This is a genomic window from Streptomyces sp. bgisy130 (genome assembly GCF_057708345.1).
This window is the reverse complement of the sequence record NZ_JBYISA010000042.1, coordinates 19,564-36,208: the sequence shown is the minus strand read 5'-3', so window position 1 is coordinate 36,208 and position 16,645 is coordinate 19,564. Positions and strand designations below refer to the sequence as shown.

Sequence of the window (16,645 nt, the reverse complement as noted above, 5' to 3'; positions counted from 1 at the left end):
GCGCAGATGGCATCCCCCCGCCGCACACACGTACTGCCCGCCCCAGCGCACCGGGACGGGCAGTACGGAGGAAACGTGGGGCGTCAGGCGCCCATCATGTGCACGCCGCCGTCGACGTGCACGATCTCGCCCGTCGTCCGCGGGAAGAAGTCGGAGAGCATGCCGACGACACCGCGGCCGGCCGGCTCCGGGTCGGCCAGGTCCCAGCCGATCGGGGCGCGGTGGTTCCACACGTCCGCCAGCTCCTCGAAGCCGGGGATGGACTTGGCGGCCATCGACTTGATCGGGCCGGCCGAGACCAGGTTGCAGCGGATGTTCTTGGGGCCCAGGTCACGCGCCAGGTAGCGGTTGGTGCTCTCCAGCGCCGCCTTGGCCACGCCCATCCAGTCGTACTTCGGCCAGGCGATCTGCGCGTCGAAGGTGAGGCCGACGACCGCGCCGCCGTGCTCCATGAGCGGCAGGCAGGCCATCGTCAGCGACTTGTAGGAGTACGCCGAGACCTGGACCGCGGTGCCCACGTCGGACCACTCGGCCTCCAGGAAGTTGAAGGCGCCCTGCGGGCCGAAGGCGATGGAGTGCACGATGCCGTCGAGGCGGGCGCCCTCACCCTGGTGCTCGCGGATCTTGTCGGCCAGGCCGTCCAGGTGCTCCTGGTTGGTGACGTCCAGCTCGATGACCGGGGCGGGCTTGGGCAGCCGCTTGGCGATCCGTTCCACGAGGGAGAGCCGGCCGAAGCCCGTGAGGATGACCTCGGCGCCCTCGTTCTGGGCGACCTTGGCCGCCTGGAACGCGATCGACGACTCGGTCAGGACACCCGTGACGAGGATGCGCTTGCCTGCGAGGATTCCACTCATGCTGATCAGTGACCCATGCCCAATCCGCCGTCGACAGGAATGACGGCTCCGGTGATGTACGCGGCCTCGTCGGAGGCCAGGAAGCGGACCGAGGCGGCGATCTCCTCGGGCTGCGCATACCGCGCGAGCGGTACCTGCTTGACGATGCCCTCCCGCTGCTCTTCGGTGAGCACCCGGGTCATGTCGGTGTCGACGAAGCCGGGGGCGACGACGTTGACGGTGATGTTGCGGCTGCCCAGCTCCCGGGCGAGCGAGCGGGCGAAGCCCACCAGGCCGGCCTTGGAGGCGGCGTAGTTCGCCTGGCCCGGCGCGCCCATCAGGCCCACCACGGACGAGATCAGCACGACCCGGCCCTTGCGGGCCCGCAGCATCGCGCGGTTGGCGCGCTTGACCACCCGGAACGTGCCGGTGAGGTTGGTCTCCAGGACCGAGGTGAAGTCCTCCTCGGACATCCGCATCAGCAGCTGGTCACGGGTGACGCCGGCGTTGGCCACCAGCACCTCGACCGGACCCTGCTTCTCCTCGATCTCCTTGTACGCCTGCTCGACCTGCTCGTTGTCCGTGATGTCGCACTTCACGGCCAAAAATCCCGCGGGGGGCTCGCCCGAGCGGTAGGTGATGGCGACCTTGTCGCCTGCCTCGGCGAAGGCACGGGCAATGGCGAGGCCGATGCCGCGGTTACCTCCGGTGACCAGAACCGAGCGGCTCAAGAGATCACCCTTTCCGTTTCCTGTCCGTCCAGCGTTTCGATACGAAACTATCGGTCACGGAGCACTTCCGGGGAATCGAGCACGGACAGGCGCGTGCGCCGGTCCCTGTCGGGTCTCCACAGAACCACGGCGGAATCCCGTACGGCGACGGCCCCCGCCGGCCGTGTCGCCACGGCCCCCGCCGCCCGCGCCACCCCGGCCGGCGGCACGGCGCGGCACCCCGGTGCACTCTGGGCCACGGGCCCGCCACAGGGCATGATGCAGGCGCCGACCACGGGAGGAATCCTTGCCTGCACCCCATGCCGTTGACGAGACATTCCTGGCGCTGCCACGGCACGCGCTGGCCGATGCCGCGCTGGCCCGCGCCCGCGCGCTGGGCGCCGACCACGCGGACTTCCGCCTGGAGCGGATCCGCAGCGCGTCCTGGCGGCTGCGGGACGCCCGTACGTCCGGGACCTCGGACACCACCGACCTGGGGTACGCGGTGCGGGTGGTGCACGGCGGCGCCTGGGGGTTCGCGTCCGGGGTGGATCTGACGATGGACGCGGCGGCGCGGGTGGCCGCGCAGGCGGTGGCGATGGCGAAGCTGTCGGCGAAGGTCATCCGGGCTGCGGGCTCCGACGAGAGAGTCGAGCTGGCGGCGGAGCCCGCGCATCCGGACCGCACCTGGGTCTCCTCGTACGAGATCAACCCCTTCGACGTCCCGGACACCGACAAGACCGGGCTGCTGGCGGAGTGGAGCGCGCGGCTGCTGGCCGCCGAGGGCGTGGCCCATGCGGATGCCTCGCTGCTGACCGTCCAGGAGAACAAGTTCTACGCGGACACCGCGGGCACCAGCACCACCCAGCAGCGGGTACGGCTGCATCCGCAGCTCACCGCGGTCGCGGTGGACCCGGCGAGCGGTGACTTCGACTCGATGCGCACCCTGGCCCCGCCGGTCGGGCGCGGCTGGGAGTATCTGACCGGCGGCCACTACGACTGGGACGGCGAGCTGGCCCGTATCCCGGAGCACCTGGCCGAGAAGATGCAGGCACCGACCGTCGAGGCCGGTGCGTACGACCTGGTGGTGGATCCGTCCAACCTCTGGCTGACGATCCATGAGTCGATCGGGCACGCCACCGAGCTGGACCGGGCGCTGGGCTACGAGGCGGCGTACGCGGGGACCTCGTTCGCGACCTTCGACCAGCTCGGGAAGCTGGCGTACGGCTCCGCGCTGATGAATGTGACGGGCGACCGGACCGCCGAGCACGGGCTCGCCACGATCGGCTACGACGACGAGGGGGTGGCCGCCCAGTCCTGGGACCTGGTCAAGGACGGCACCCTGGTCGGCTATCAACTCGACCGCAGGATCGCCGCGTTGACGGGCTTCCCGCGCTCCAACGGCTGTGCGTACGCGGACTCCCCCGGCCATGTGCCGGTCCAGCGGATGGCGAATGTCTCGCTCCGGCCGGCGGCGGACGGACCGTCCACGGAGGAGCTGATCGCCGGGGTGGACCGCGGCATCTATGTCATCGGCGACCGCTCGTGGTCCATCGACATGCAGCGGTACAACTTCCAGTTCACCCAGCAACGGGCCTATGCGATCCGGAACGGCCGTCTGTGCGGGCAGCTGCGGGACGTCGCCTATCAGGCGACCACCACCGACTTCTGGGGATCGATGACCGCGGTCGGCGGCCCGCAGACCTATGTACTGGGCGGCGCCTTCAACTGCGGCAAGGCCCAGCCGGGCCAGGTCGCCGCCGTCTCACACGGCTGCCCCTCCGCTCTCTTCCAGGGCGTGAACATCCTCAACACGACGCAGGAGGCCGGTCGATGAGCCGCCACCACGGAGCCGGCCGGGGGTCCGGGGGTCGCCCCCCGGGAAAGCACAGTCTCAACACGACGCAGGAGGCCGGTCGATGAGCGCGCGCAGGTCGCGTACGAATACGCCGCACGAGATCGTCGAGCGGGTGCTGGAGCTCTCCCGGACCGACGGCTGTGTGGTCATCGCCGATGAGCACTCCAGCGCCAATCTGCGGTGGGCGGGCAATGCGCTCACCACCAATGGCGTCACCCGGGGCCGCACCCTGACGGTGGTGGCGACCGTGGACGGCGGGCAGGGCGCCGCGTCGGGTGTCGTCTCACGCTCGGCGGTGACCGCGGACGACCTGGAGCCGCTGGTCCGGGCCGCCGAGGCGGCCGCCCGGGAGGCCGGGCCCGCCGAGGACGCGCAGCCGCTGGTCGGTGGCGAGAAGGCGTCCGCCGACTTCACCGAGGCGCCCGCCGAGACCTCCTCGGAGGTGTTCGCGGCGTTCGCGCCGGCGCTCGGCGAGTCCTTCCGGCAGGCCCGCTCCGGTGGCCGGGAGCTGTACGGCTTCGCCCACCACGAGGTCGTCTCGTCGTATCTGGGCACCTCGACCGGGCTGCGGCTGCGGCACGACCAGCCCACCGGGACGCTGGAGCTGAACGCCAAGTCAGCGGGTTCCGGCGAGTCCGTACCCCGCTCGGCCTGGGCCGGCCGGGCGACCCGCGACTTCACCGATGTCGACCCGCGGGAGCTGGACGGCGAGCTGAGCCGGCGGCTGGGCTGGGCCGGGCGGCGCATCGAGCTGCCGGCCGGCCGGTACCAGACGCTGCTGCCGCCGACCGCCGTCGCCGACCTGCTGATCTACCAGATGTGGTCGTCGGGGGCCCGGGACGCCGCCGAGGGCCGTACGGTCTTCTCCCGGCCGGGGGACGGCGAGGAGCGGCCGGGGGCGGGCACCCGGCTGGGCGAGCGGCTCAGTGAGCTGCCGCTGACGCTGCGCAGCGACCCGGGGGCGCCGGGTCTGGAGTGCGCACCGTTCGTCCTGGCGCACTCCTCCGGCGACGATGCCTCGGTCTTCGACAACGGGCTGCCGCTGACGGCCACCGACTGGATCCGCGAGGGGGTGCTGCACCGGCTGCCGACCACCCGGCACAGTGCCGGGCTGACCGGCCTGCCGGTGGCCCCGGCCATCGACAACCTCCTTCTGGAGGGCGGTGGTTCGCGCTCGCTGGACGAGATGGTGGCGGCGGCCGGCCATGACGGTCCCGCGCTGCTGCTGACCTGCCTGTGGTACATCCGCGAGGTGGATCCGGCGACGCTGCTGCTGACCGGGCTGACCCGGGACGGGGTCTATCTGGTGGAGAACGGCGAGGTGGTCGGCGAGGTCAACAACTTCCGGTTCAACGAGTCGCCGGTGGATCTGCTGTCCCGGGCGGTGGAGGCGGGCCGTACGGAGCGGACCCTGCCGCGCGAGTGGGGCGACTACTTCACCCGGGCGGCGATGCCGGCGCTGCGGATCCCGGACTTCAACATGAGCTCGGTCAGCCGCGGGGTGTGAGGCAGGTGTGCGCCCGGCCCGTCACGGCGGGCCGGGCGGGCGGACGGCGCGGGAGTGTCGTACGGGGCTAATAGACTGTCCGCTTGTCCTCCCCTCGGGGAACCACGATCGATCAGGAACGCCATGACACGCCTCGGCGAATCCGTCGCCCGCGCCAGCACTCTGCTCTCCTCCGACCTCTCCTCGGACGCCACGGTCCAGGAGCTGCTCAAGGAGACGGGCGCGCGGCGCTATCTGGATCTGACGGACCTGCCCGCCAAGGAGCAGGCCGAGCTGATCGCGGCCCGTACGGTCGAGGTCCTGCCGGGCGTGGAGAAGCTGGCCGAGCGGATCGAGGAGCGCCGGGCGGCCGGCCAGGGTCTGCACATCAAGCTGGGTATCGACCCGACGGCGACCGATGTGCACCTCGGGCATGCGGTGCCGCTGATCATCCTGAGCCGGTTCCAGCGGCTGGGCCATGACGTCACACTGATCATCGGTGACTTCACCGCCAAGATCGGCGACCCGTCGGGCCGTACGGCCGAGCGCCCGCCGCTGACCGACGCGGACATCGCGCAGAACCTCGCCACGTACCGCGAACAGGTCCGTCCCTTCTTCGACTTCGAGAAGGTCAGCTTCCGGCAGAACAGCGAGTGGCTGGCGCCGTACACCTTCCCGGAGCTGCTCGCGCTGCTCGCGCAGGTGCCGGCCTCGCAGCTGCTCCAGCGCGAGGACTTCCGCAACCGGCTGGCGGCCGGGTCCGGTCTGACCATGACGGAGCTGCTGTACCCCATCGCGCAGGGCCTGGACTCGGTGGCGCTGGAGTGCGATGTGGAGCTGGGCGGCTCCGACCAGCTGCTGAATCTTCAGATGGGCCGCAAGCTGATGGAGCTGCGCGGGCAGCGGCCGCAGCTGGTGGTGACCATGCCGCTGATCGAGGGCACGGACGGCACCGGCGCCAAGATGTCCAAGTCCAAGGGCAATTACGTCGGGCTGAGCGCGCCGGCCGACGATGTCTTCGGCAAGATCATGTCGGTGCCGGACCGGCTGATGGAGCCGTACCTGAGGGCCTGGACGGAGTGGACCGACGAGGAGATCGCGCTCGTCCTGGGCCGGGTCGCGGACCGCTCGATGCACCCGATGGACCTCAAGAAGGTGCTCGCGGGCGAGGTCGTGGCCGCGCTGTACGGGCTGGACGCGGCGATGGCGGCGCGGGCCGGTTTCGTGGCGCAGTTCTCCAAGAAGTCGTTCTCCGATGTGGAGTCGCTGCCGTCCGTGGATGTCGCGGCGCACGGCGCGGAGACGGTGGCGGCGGTGCTGACGACGGTGCTGGAGTTCACCCCGAGCGCCTCAGCGGCGCGGCGGCTGGCCAAGCAGAACGCGCTGCGGCTGGTCGTGGAGGGCGAGGGCGGCCAGCAGGCCGTGGTCCTGGCGGAGGCCGACGCGGCCCGGCCGCTGGGCGAGGTGCTGGCCGAGAAGCTGGCGGACGCCCCCGGTGTCGCGTACCTGAAGGCGGGCCGGAAGCTGGCCCAGCTCGAAGGGCGCTGAGACGGCGGACACCACGGGCGGCCGGTGCGCGGAGTGCGCGCCGGCCGCCCGTGGCGTGAGTCGGCTGGTCGGTGCCGTTCGGATCAGCCCGTACCGATCCTCGACACGCCCTAGGTCACGTGTTTCTTGCGGCTCCGCATGGAGACCCAGAGGCGGTCGCCGACGGCGACGATGAAGACCGCGCCGACCAGTTGCAGCAGATGCCGGATCCAGTCGATGCCCTTGGTGTCGGCGACCCCGATGCCCGTGGCCAGCCAGTTGCCGAGCACGCTGCCCAGCATGCCGAAGATCACGGTCAGCCAGAGCGGGATCTGCTGCTTGCCCGGGATGATGGCCTTCGCGATCAGGCCCAGCACCAGGCCCACGATGATGGCCCACAACCACGTCATGTCGACTCCTCCTGCGGCGCGGTGCAGATGACGGTCGCTCCGTCAGTGTCGCCCCGCATCGACTACGGCGCACGCCGGAGCCGGTGGTACGCACGGTGGCCCGGCCGACCCGGGCGCAGCGTGGCACGACCCGGTCTCGAAGGCGGCGCAGTCGCGGCGTACCGTGGAAAGCGACCGGATACCGGGGAGAATCCGGCATGACTGACCAGGTGGTGGAGCGTGATGCGGAAGCAGAGCAGCAGCCAGACCTTCCGGATCACGGGGGCCCGGCAGGGGTTGTCCGAGGACGTCCGCGGGCGGCAGCGCCGGTATGTGATCTCGATGGCGGTGCGGACGGTGGCCGTGGTGCTGACCGTCGTGCTGTGGAACATCGAGCGGCCGGTGGCCATCGCGACATTGGTACTGGGCCTGACGCTCCCCTATATCGCGGTCGTCATCGCCAACGCGGGCCGGGAGAACGCCCCTTCGCTCCCGAAGACGTTCGTCGCGGGCCCGACCAGGCCGATGCTGAAGCCGGGCGCCTCCGACACCCCCGCGGAGTCCGTTCCGGAGCGTCCGGCGGCGGGCGCTTCCGGGCCGCAACACGACCCCAGCTGATCATCTCGCGGTCTGCAAAGCTCAAGAAAAGCTCAGATCAATCATGGAGTTCCGGTGCACTCCGCACCATCCCCCGTGACATACTGCGTACGCGCTCCGCATCCCCCGTCGGAGCGACAGACCGACGCCGGGCGGCTCCCCCCGTGGCTGCCCGGCGTCGTCATGTCCGCAGGGCCTGCGGGCGGGAGCGCCGGGCCGGGGCCGGGGGGCCAGGACGTAGGGTTGAGGCCGTGAACTCCCCGAATCCCCAGGACTCCGCCGACAGCGCCGTCATCTGCTCCGCGAAGGGCTGCCGCGCCGCGGCCGTATGGGTGCTCGCCTGGAACAACCCGAAGCTGCACACTCCGGACCGGCGCAAGACCTGGCTGGCGTGCGAGGAGCACCGGGAGCATCTGTCGCAGTTCCTCGGGGTGCGCGGCTTTCTGAAGGATGTCGTGACGCTCGCGGAGTGGGAGGCCTCGGCCGCCGGTCACTGAGGCCGGGCCGGCTCAGCCGCCGATCGCGGACATCGGGCGCTCCGGCTGGAGGAACGACGGGTCGTCGAGACCGGAGCCCGCCTTCTTTCCCCACATCGCGGTCTTCCATATCCGGGCGATCTCGTCATCGGGGGCTTCGGAGCGCAGGGCGGTGCGCAGGTCCGTCTCCTCGGTGGCGAACAGGCACGTACGGACCTGGCCGTCGGCGGTCAGGCGGGTGCGGTCGCAGGCCCGGCAGAACGGGCGGGTGACCGACGCGATCACTCCGACGCGGTGCGGGCCGCCGTCGACGATCCAGCGCTCGGCGGGCGCGGCGCCGCGCTCCTCCTGGCCCTCGGGGGTGAGCGTGAAGCGGGTACGCAGCGAGGCGAGGATGTCGCCCGCGGTGATCATGCCGTCGCGCTTCCAGCCGTGCTGGGCATCCAGCGGCATCTGCTCGATGAAGCGGAGCTCGTAGTCGTGGGCGATCGCCCAGGCCAGCAGGTCGGGGGCCTCGTCGTCATTGAGGCCCGGCATCAGGACGGTGTTGACCTTGACCGGTGTGAGACCGGCGTCGCGGGCCGCCTCCAGGCCGCGGAGGACGTCCTCGTGCCGCTTGCGGCGGGTCATGGCCTGGAAGACCTCCGGCCGGAGGGTGTCGAGGGAGACATTGACGCGGTCCAGGCCGGCGTCGCGGAGGGCGGCGGCGGTGCGCTGGAGGCCGATGCCGTTGGTGGTCAGCGACATCTGGGGGCGCGGTTCGAGGGCGGCGACGCGCTCGACGATGCCGGTCAGACCGGGGCGGAGCAGCGGCTCACCGCCGGTGAAGCGGACCTCGTCGATGCCCAGGTCGCGCACCGCGATGGTGATCAGCCGGACGATCTCGTCGTCGGTGAGCAGATCGGGCTTGGCCAGCCACTGGAGGCCCTCCTCCGGCATGCAGTAAGTGCACCGCAGATTGCACCGGTCGGTGAGCGAAACGCGCAGGTCGGTGGCCACGCGGCCGTACGTGTCGATGAGCACTGGGCCCCCTCCCCAAGAGTGATGGCTCGGTACCTGTCCTTCGGTGGATCAGTACGTCTTCGAGCCTACGCGATGGGTGTGACAGCGAGCAGAGATGAGAAGCACGAGGTGGGTGGGGGTGGTGTCGTAGATCTCTACGACACCACCCCTGCCCGGACCTGTGTGGATGCCTCAGCCGGGCCGCGTCAGTGCGCGCCGGTCCCGGTCAGCGAGCGGACCTCCAGCTCGGCGTACTTCCGGGCGTCCGGCTCCTCCTTCGACAGCAGCGATCCCAGCCAGCCGAGCAGGAAGCCCAGCGGGATGGAGATCAGCCCCGGGTTCTCCAGCGGGAAGAAGCCGAAGTCCGCGCCGGGGAACATCGAGGTCTCCTTGCCGGAGACGACCGGGGAGAAGAGCACCAGGAAGACGGAGGAGGCGAGGCCCCCGTAGATGGACCACAGCGCGCCCTGGGTGGTGAAGCGCTTCCAGAACAGGCTGTAGAGGAGCGTCGGGAGGTTGGCGGAGGCGGCGACCGCGAAGGCGAGCGCCACCAGGCCGGCGACGTTCAGCCCGCGGGCGAAGACCCCCAGCACGATGGCGACCGCGCCGATGCCGACGGTCGCCCAGCGCGCCGCGCCGACCTCCTCCTTCTCGGTGGCCTTGCCCTTGCGGAGGACGTTGACGTACAGGTCGTGCGCGAAGGACGAGGACGAGGCGAGGGTGAGGCCGGCGACCACCGCGAGGATGGTGGCGAAGGCGACGGCCGAGATGACGGCGAGCAGGATGGCGCCGCCGGTGGAGCCGGGGCCGCCGCCGATCGCCTCGGCGAGGAGCGGGGCCGCGGTGTTGCCCGCCTTGTTGGAGGCGGTGATCGTCCCGGGCTTGATCAAGGCCGCGGCGCCGAAGCCCAGCGCGATGGTCATCAGGTAGAAGACGCCGATGATGCCGATCGCCCAGTTCACGGACTTACGGGCGGCCTTGGCGCTGGGGACCGTGTAGAAGCGGATGAGGATGTGCGGCAGGCCCGCGGTGCCCAGGACGAGGGCGAGGCCCAGCGAGATGAAGTCGATCTTCGAGGTGGCGGTGGCGCCGTACTTGAGGCCGGGCTCCAGGAAGGCGGCGCCCTTGCCGCTGTTCTCGGCGGCGGCGCCGAGCAGGTCGGAGAGGTTGAAGTGGAACTTGAGCGCCACCAGGAAGGTGATCAGCAGGGTGCCGGCGATCAGCAGCACGGCCTTGACCATCTGGACCCAGGTGGTGCCCTTCATGCCGCCGATGGTGACGTAGAGGATCATCACGATGCCGACGAGGACGACGACGAGGATCTTGCCCGCCTCGCTGGTGATGCCCAGGAGCAGGGTGACCAGGGCGCCCGCGCCGGCCATCTGGGCGAGCAGATAGAAGATCGAGACGATGATGGTGGAGGTGCCGGCGGCGGTACGGACCGGGCGCTGGCGCATCCGGTAGGCGAGGACGTCGCCCATGGTGAACCGGCCGGAGTTGCGCAGTGGTTCGGCGACCAGGAGCAGGGCGACGAGCCAGGCGACGAGGAAGCCGATGGAGTAGAGGAAGCCGTCGTAGCCGAAGAGGGCGATGGCGCCGGCGATGCCGAGGAAGGACGCGGCGGACATGTAGTCGCCGGAGATGGCCAGTCCGTTCTGGAACCCGCTGAACTGCCGGCCGCCGGCGTAGAAGTCCTCCGCGCCCTTGGTCTGCCGTCCCGCCCAGACCGTGATGCCGAGGGTGGCGGCGACGAAGACCGCGAAGAGGGTGATGATCAGGGCGCGGTGCTCACCCGCGCCGCCGGCCGCGAGTTGCTGCGCGAACGGCTGCTGGGTGAGGTTCATGCGTCGCCCTCCTTGTGGAGGGTGACGCCCTCCAGGCGGGACTTGATGGCCTCGGCCTTCGGGTCGAGCTTGGCGGCGGCGTGCCGGGAGTACCACCAGGCGATGAGGAAGGTCGTCACGAACTGGGCGATGCCGAGGACGAAGGCGACGTTGAGGTGGCCGGCGACCTTGGTGGCCATGAAGCCGCCGGCGTAGCTCGACAGCAGCACATATCCGAGGTACCAGAGCACGAAGGCGACGGTGAGCGGGAAGGCGAACGAGCGGTGTGCGTGGCGGAGTTCATCGAATTCCGCGCTCGACTGCACCTGGAGGTAGTCGGGCGGCTCATGCGTCCCCGGGTCGAGGGTCGGTGCGGCGCTCACGGGATCTCCTGACGCGAGGGGGCGGGTTCCCAGGGACCGGTCCGGGATCTGCGCGGGAGCACCCCGCCGGTCATAAGGCTCATATAAGTGAACTGGATCACGCATCGTAGAGGCGTGGCACACGATCCGACAGGGGGGTCGTTGGTTGAATCCCAGAAGAAGCCGGGGAATGCCCGCGCCGGCCGCCACCGCGCGCGGGGCGCTTCGTTGAGCCCGGTGTGAATCCGCCGCCCCAACAGGCCCCGCAGCCACCCGCTCCCCGTCGGCGCCCGTACGGCAGTGTCCGGCTGCCGGCGCCGCTCACCGTCCCCCCGTCGGAGCCCCGGCCGGGGACCGCCGCGGCCGCCCGCCGCTGGTACGGCCCGCGGATCGCGCTGCCCCCGCTGAGCATCACGACGCTGCGGCGCCCCGGCTGAGCGGGTCGCCGTCCGGATCAGGCCAAGATCGGCTGACCCTTCGTCAACTTGACCCCCGCGCCAGGTTTTTCGCCCCGATTTTTTGCGTTTCCATTGCTGCCCGCGAGTGATCGCCGATAGCTTCACGCTCATTGCACCCGCCCGTGCGCAAATCCGCGCCCGGGCGGTCTCACGGATGATGTGGAGTATCCATGGCACATCCCCGCTCAAGACGCATGCGGGCGCTGGCCGTACCGCTCGGACTGGCGCTGACGGCGTCGCTCGGATTCCTGCCGAACGCGGCCACCGCCGCACCCCAGGACTCCGCCCCGGCCGCAGCGGCCTCGGCCGACGGCCCGCTGCTCTCGTACGTCGTGAACACCACGCCCGGCCACACCACGGTCGGCAAGGTCAAGAAGGCGATAGCCCAGGCCGGCGGGAAGGTGGTCGTCGCCCATGAGCAGATAGGCGTGATCGTCGTCCACTCGGCCGACCCGCAGTTCGCCGCCACCGTGCGGACGGTGCCGGGCGTGCAGTCGGCGGGCGCGACCCGTACCGCGCCGCTCAAGGCGCAGGGCACCACCGACGTCGGCAAGCCGCAGAAGCTCGACCTGCCGAAGTCCCAGCTCAAGGCGGCCGGCCAGGCAGCGAAGGCCAATGGCGAGGAGCCGCTGGAACCGCTTCAGTGGGACCTGCCCGCCATCAAGGCCGACAAGGCCGCGAAGGTGAACCCGGGCAGCAAGAACGTCACCGTCGCGGTCATCGACACCGGCGTGGACGACACCCACCCCGACCTGAAGCCCAACTTCTCCGCGAAGCAGTCCGCCAACTGCGTGGGCGGCGTGGCCGATACCTCCAAGGGTGCCTGGCGCCCCTGGAACCCGGACGAGGACTACCACGGCACCCATGTCGCCGGCACGATCGCCGCGGCCCGTAACGGCGTCGGCGTGTCGGGCGTCGCCCCGGGCGTGAAGATCTCCGCCCTCAAGGTCAGCGAGCCGGAGACGAGCCTCTTCTACGCCGAGAGCGTGGTCTGCGCCTTCGTCTTCGCGGCCGACCACGGCGTCGAGGTCACCAACAACAGCTACTACGTCGACCCGTGGATGTTCAACTGCAAGGACGACGCCGACCAGGCCGCCATCATCGACGCGGTCGGCCGTGCGGCGAGCTACGCGCAGCGCAAGGGCGCGATCAATGTCGCGGCGGCGGGCAACTCCGCCATGGACCTGGGCGCCGCCCAGCTCACCGACACCTCCAGCCCGAACGACACCACCCCCGTCGAGCGCAAGGTCACCCCGAAGACCTGCTGGGACGTGCCCACCCAGCTGCCGGGCACGGTGACGGTCGCGGCGAGCGGCGTGCAGAAGCTCAAGTCGTACTACTCGAACTACGGCCTCAACCAGATCGATGTGGCCGCGCCGGGCGGTGACACGAGGCAGGTGCCCGAGCTGCCCGCCAAGAACGGCAACATCCTCTCCACCATGCCGGGCGGCGACTGGGCCTACCTGGCCGGCACCTCCATGGCCAGCCCGCATGTCGCGGGTGTCGCGGCGCTGCTCAAGAGCGCCCACCCGAAGTCCAGCCCGCAGGAGATCCAGTGGCTCCTCAAGGAGCAGGCGGACAACCCCGGCTGCCCCACGGGTGAGACGACCTGCACCGGCACCAAGCATGTCAACAGCCACTACGGCTACGGCATCGTCGATGCGCTGGACGCGGTGAAGAAGTAACTCCCGGGCCGGTGACGGCCGTTGCGGAAGAGGGCCGGGTGATCACCACCCGGCCCTCTTTCCTGCCTCCCGGGAGGGGAGCGGGCCCGTGGCCGGTCAGGCCGGGTCGCGGCCGAGGAAGGCCGCCAGCCGGTCCGTGGCGCCCGCGCCGGGCGGAGCGGGGCGCTCCGGGGCGAACGAGCTGCCCTCGGTACGCGGCGCCGCGCCATAGATCCGGCGTGCCGCGGCCAGGGTCTCCTCGGCGGCCTCTGGCGCCAGCCCGGTCGGCGCGCCGAGCGCCCGTGCCAAGTCCCAGCCGTGCGCGAGGAGTTCGACCACGACCTGTTGGACGATCATCGCGCCGGGCGCCTCATAGGGGCCGTAGGTGCGGTGCAGCATCCCGCTGCCGGTGAAGGCGGCGCGGGCGGCGTGCACCGAGTCCGCGAAGGCGGTGCGGTGGTCGTCGCCGAGGTGGTCGGCGGTGTGGTCGGCGCGCGGGGTGACCTCGGCGATCGAGGTGGCCATCAGGTTCTCCCACACCATGTGGTCGAGCAGCTCCCGTACGGTCCAGCCGGCGCACGGTGTCGGCAGCGCGAGGTCCTCGGGCCGTACGGCGGCGACCAGCGAGGCGACGTCCCGGGTCACCTGTGCGTAGGCGCGCAGCACCCGGTCCGGTTCGGTGCCGTCGAACGCGGAGCGGTCCAGCTCGTACGGGCCGGGGTGGGCGCGCAGAGCGGCCGTGGTCCAGGCACCGGCGGTGTCCCAGCGGGGCGGGGCGGGGCGGCCGGTGACCGTGCACAGCAGCTGCCAGTAGCGCTCGACCACCGGCTCGGCGGCGGTCTCCAGCTGCTCCAGCAGCCGGGCGCGGGCCGCCGGGCCGTCCTCGGTGGGCGGGTCGGCGGTGCCGGTCTGGGTGGGGAGCCAGGCGGCGACCAGTTCGGCGATGACGGGCTCGGCGGCCGGGGAGTCCGGCGCGATACCGGCCGCGACGGCCGCCTCACCGCGTACCCGCATCAACTCGGCGACCCGTATGGCTGCTTGCTCATCCGGAGCCCCCGGGGCGGGCGGCTCGCTCGGGGCGTCCGGCTCACCCGCCTGCGACTCCCCCGGAGCGCCCGGCTCTCCCGCCGCCTCCGCCGTGCGCGCGCTGTACTCGGCCAGCCGGCGCAGTGCCGCCCGTAGTTCCGGCTCGCGGACCAGGGCGGCCAGTTCGAGCCAGGCGCCGATCTGCTCGGGGGTGGGGTCGTCGGGCAGATCGGGGGTGGCGGCCAGCAGACCGCTGCGGTAGGCGGGGGCGTCCACCCCGTCGAGGGCGTCCTCGACGAAGTCCGTGATGATCAGGCGGCGTTCCCGGGCCGACAGACGGGCCAGTTCGGTCATGTACGGCAGCTCCTCTGCTGCGCTGCCCCGCGTGGCCACCGAGCGCAGCACCGCGGACTGGAGCCGCAGGGTGCGGATCTGCGCGTCCAGCGCGTCCGCCCACTGCGCCGCCGTCTCGGCGACCGTCCGCTCGCGGTGCAGTACGGACCGGATGTCCGCCAGCCCGATGCCCAGTGCGCGCAGGCTGCGCACGATCTCCAGGCGGGCCGGGGCGTCCGGGCCGTAGAGCCGGTAGCCCGCGGGGGTGCGGGCGGCGGGCGGCAGCAGGTCCTGGTCCGACCAACTGCGGATGGTCTTGACCGGGACACCGGTCAGCCCGGCCAGTTCGCCGATGGTGAGCAGACCCGTGCCGTCCTCGTTCATGCCGTCCACTGTCGGGTCTCCCCCGGAGGGAGACTCAAGTCGGGGGCGGGCCGGCGGCGCACCGGCCCGCCCTCGGCGCTTTACGGTGCGCCCGCCGCCCGCAGCTTCCGTGCCTGCCGTGGCGTGGGCCGCGGAGCCGTGGTGGCGGACCGCAGCACCCCTTCGGCCAGCGCCCACTGGGCCGCGGCATAGGTGCACATGATCCAGAACTGCGGGGCCGGGAGCTGCGGCCAGTGCGCGATCCCGCCGGCGATCAGGGTGTCGGAGAGCAGGAACAGCAGCCCGCCGGCCGCGGCCCACGGGCCCGCCCGGAGCGCGCCGAACGCCATCGCGGTGAGCAGCAGGCTGTACCCGGCGACCGGAATCCGCAGCTCCGCCGGGAGGTCCGGCCACAGGAGGACGACCGTGCCGGTCAGCAGCACGGCGTACACGACACCGGCCGCCACGGTCGGTCCCCGTCGGCCGCCCGCCGGAGCCGCCCCGTAACGGGCGAAAAGCAGCAGATAGCAGAGGTGTCCTGCGGCGAACGAGCCCATCCCCACCAGGAAGGCGATATCCCCGCCGATCTGGAGGAAGGTGTCGCCGCCGCAGCCGAAGAGGAGCGCACCGGCGAGCAGCGGGGGGCCGCCGCGCGCCAGCGCATAGCCGGCGAGCACCGGCATCAGCACGGGCTTGGTGAGCTGCACGACGGGCAGGACTCCCGCCAGCAGTGCCCCGAGGTGCACGACACTCAGCAGGACGAACGCCCACAGCAGCGGTGATACGGCCCGCGGCCACCGTGCCGTCACGCGGCCGGCTCCTCGATGGAGGCGGGCGCCACGTTCCCGGACGGGCCGTCCTTCGGGGCCTTCGCCGCGAGGGCCCGCTCGGCCGGCTGCCAGCCCGGCCCGCGGAACACCCGGCCGGCGCGCTCGCGCCAGCTGTCCGCGGCCCGTATGTCCCGCGCGATGGCGGCGTACTCATGGGTGGCCACCCGCAGCGGGTTGAAGGTCTCGATGTTCTTGGTGAGCCCGTAGACCGGCCGCTCGGTCTCCGCGACGAACGAGCCGAACATCCGGTCCCAGATGATCAGGATCCCGCCGAAGTTGCGGTCCAGGTAGCCGCCCTGTGAGGCGTGGTGGACGCGGTGGTGGGATGGGGTGTTGAGCACGAACTCGAAGGGCCGGGGCAGCTTGTCGATCCGCTCGGTGTGCACCCAGAACTGGTAGACGAGGTTGGCCCCGGAGGTGAAGGCGATCACGGCCGGGTGGACGCCGAGGGCGACCATCGGGACGTAGAACGGCCAGACGGTCCAGGTCGTCCAGGGCTGCCGCAGCGCGGTGGTGAGGTTGAACTTCTTGCTGGAGTGGTGCACCACGTGGCAGGCCCACAGGACGCGGATGACGTGGTGGCCGCGGTGCGACCAGTAGTAGAAGAAGTCCTGGGCGAGCAGCATCAGGAGCAGCGTCCACCACACCACGGGCACCCGCAGCGGGGTGAGTTCGTAGATCGCGGCGTAGATCGCCACGATCGGTATCTTCCACAGCGCGTCGAACACGAGGCTCCCGAGCCCCATGCCGACGCTGGTGGCGGCGTCCTTCGCCTCGTAGCCCTCCGCGTCCTCGTCGGGATGCAGGCGGTAGCTCACCATCTCCACCACGGTGAGCAGGACGAAGGCCGGAACGGACCACAACAGGACATCGGGCAGGTGCGGCATGTCCCGCACCATAAAGGCGTT

The 16,645-nt window shown here is 71.2% G+C and carries 16 protein-coding genes; 7 read left to right on the top strand and 9 right to left on the bottom strand.

The window, feature by feature from the left end:
• Nucleotides 1–83: 83 nt before the first annotated feature.
• Nucleotides 84–854: an enoyl-ACP reductase FabI gene (fabI, locus tag AC3EUV_RS33145; protein ID WP_006606409.1), complete on the bottom strand. Its 771-nt coding sequence runs from the start codon at nt 852–854 to the stop codon at nt 84–86.
• A gap of 5 nt (nt 855–859) precedes the next feature.
• Nucleotides 860–1,564 carry a 3-oxoacyl-[acyl-carrier-protein] reductase gene (fabG, locus tag AC3EUV_RS33140; RefSeq protein WP_398738304.1) on the bottom strand — a complete coding sequence of 235 codons (705 nt, stop codon included), beginning with the start codon at nt 1,562–1,564 and terminating at the stop codon, nt 860–862.
• A gap of 286 nt (nt 1,565–1,850) precedes the next feature.
• Between fabG and AC3EUV_RS33135 the strand changes: the two genes are divergently transcribed.
• From AC3EUV_RS33135 to tyrS, 3 genes are all read left to right on the top strand, one after another.
• The gene (locus AC3EUV_RS33135; protein WP_432146203.1) at nt 1,851–3,380 is read left to right on the top strand and encodes a TldD/PmbA family protein; all 1,530 of its coding nucleotides are present in this window, start codon (nt 1,851–1,853) and stop codon (nt 3,378–3,380) included.
• A gap of 82 nt (nt 3,381–3,462) precedes the next feature.
• Nucleotides 3,463–4,908 carry a metallopeptidase TldD-related protein gene (locus AC3EUV_RS33130; RefSeq protein WP_432146202.1) on the top strand — a complete coding sequence of 482 codons (1,446 nt, stop codon included), beginning with the start codon at nt 3,463–3,465 and terminating at the stop codon, nt 4,906–4,908.
• A gap of 123 nt (nt 4,909–5,031) precedes the next feature.
• Nucleotides 5,032–6,435, top strand: coding sequence for a tyrosine--tRNA ligase (gene tyrS / locus AC3EUV_RS33125; protein WP_432146201.1), 1,404 nt, complete (start codon nt 5,032–5,034; stop codon nt 6,433–6,435).
• Nucleotides 6,436–6,545: 110 nt separating this feature from the next.
• Here the strand turns inward: tyrS and AC3EUV_RS33120 are convergent, their stop codons facing one another.
• Nucleotides 6,546–6,824, bottom strand: a complete 279-nt coding sequence (locus AC3EUV_RS33120) for a GlsB/YeaQ/YmgE family stress response membrane protein (RefSeq protein WP_432146200.1) — start codon at nt 6,822–6,824, stop codon at nt 6,546–6,548.
• Nucleotides 6,825–7,046: 222 nt separating this feature from the next.
• Between AC3EUV_RS33120 and AC3EUV_RS33115 the strand changes: the two genes are divergently transcribed.
• Entirely contained in the window at nt 7,047–7,421 is a 375-nt protein-coding gene (locus AC3EUV_RS33115) for a DUF3099 domain-containing protein (protein ID WP_432146199.1), read from the top strand.
• Nucleotides 7,422–7,651: 230 nt separating this feature from the next.
• A complete protein-coding gene (locus AC3EUV_RS33110; RefSeq protein ID WP_432146198.1) occupies nt 7,652–7,897 on the top strand; it encodes a hypothetical protein in 246 nt (81 codons plus the stop codon).
• A 12-nt stretch (nt 7,898–7,909) separates the two neighbouring features.
• Here AC3EUV_RS33110 and moaA read toward each other — a convergent pair whose 3' ends face one another.
• From moaA to AC3EUV_RS33095, 3 genes are all read right to left on the bottom strand, one after another.
• The gene (moaA, locus tag AC3EUV_RS33105; protein WP_432146197.1) at nt 7,910–8,899 is read right to left on the bottom strand and encodes a GTP 3',8-cyclase MoaA; all 990 of its coding nucleotides are present in this window, start codon (nt 8,897–8,899) and stop codon (nt 7,910–7,912) included.
• Between the two features lie 185 nt (nt 8,900–9,084).
• Nucleotides 9,085–10,722: a solute symporter family protein gene (locus AC3EUV_RS33100; protein WP_432146196.1), complete on the bottom strand. Its 1,638-nt coding sequence runs from the start codon at nt 10,720–10,722 to the stop codon at nt 9,085–9,087.
• Nucleotides 10,719–11,084 carry a DUF485 domain-containing protein gene (locus tag AC3EUV_RS33095; protein WP_432146195.1) on the bottom strand — a complete coding sequence of 122 codons (366 nt, stop codon included), beginning with the start codon at nt 11,082–11,084 and terminating at the stop codon, nt 10,719–10,721. The genes AC3EUV_RS33100 and AC3EUV_RS33095 overlap by 4 nt, the downstream gene beginning before the upstream one ends.
• A gap of 218 nt (nt 11,085–11,302) precedes the next feature.
• On the opposite strand from AC3EUV_RS33095, the gene AC3EUV_RS33090 reads away from it, so the two are divergent.
• Together AC3EUV_RS33090 and AC3EUV_RS33085 are read left to right on the top strand one after the other, a co-directional pair.
• Entirely contained in the window at nt 11,303–11,500 is a 198-nt protein-coding gene (locus tag AC3EUV_RS33090) for a hypothetical protein (RefSeq protein WP_432146194.1), read from the top strand.
• Nucleotides 11,501–11,691: 191 nt separating this feature from the next.
• Nucleotides 11,692–13,206 carry a S8 family serine peptidase gene (locus AC3EUV_RS33085; RefSeq protein ID WP_435604527.1) on the top strand — a complete coding sequence of 505 codons (1,515 nt, stop codon included), beginning with the start codon at nt 11,692–11,694 and terminating at the stop codon, nt 13,204–13,206.
• Nucleotides 13,207–13,302: 96 nt separating this feature from the next.
• Here the strand turns inward: AC3EUV_RS33085 and AC3EUV_RS33080 are convergent, their stop codons facing one another.
• The 3 genes from AC3EUV_RS33080 to AC3EUV_RS33070 form a co-directional block, all read right to left on the bottom strand.
• Nucleotides 13,303–14,928: a TIGR03086 family metal-binding protein gene (locus tag AC3EUV_RS33080; RefSeq protein WP_435604526.1), complete on the bottom strand. Its 1,626-nt coding sequence runs from the start codon at nt 14,926–14,928 to the stop codon at nt 13,303–13,305.
• An 80-nt stretch (nt 14,929–15,008) separates the two neighbouring features.
• Nucleotides 15,009–15,716: a lysoplasmalogenase gene (locus AC3EUV_RS33075; RefSeq protein WP_435604525.1), complete on the bottom strand. Its 708-nt coding sequence runs from the start codon at nt 15,714–15,716 to the stop codon at nt 15,009–15,011.
• Nucleotides 15,713–16,624, bottom strand: a complete 912-nt coding sequence (locus tag AC3EUV_RS33070; protein WP_432146190.1) for a sterol desaturase family protein — start codon at nt 16,622–16,624, stop codon at nt 15,713–15,715. The genes AC3EUV_RS33075 and AC3EUV_RS33070 overlap by 4 nt, the downstream gene beginning before the upstream one ends.
• Between the last annotated feature and the right edge of the window lie 21 nt (nt 16,625–16,645).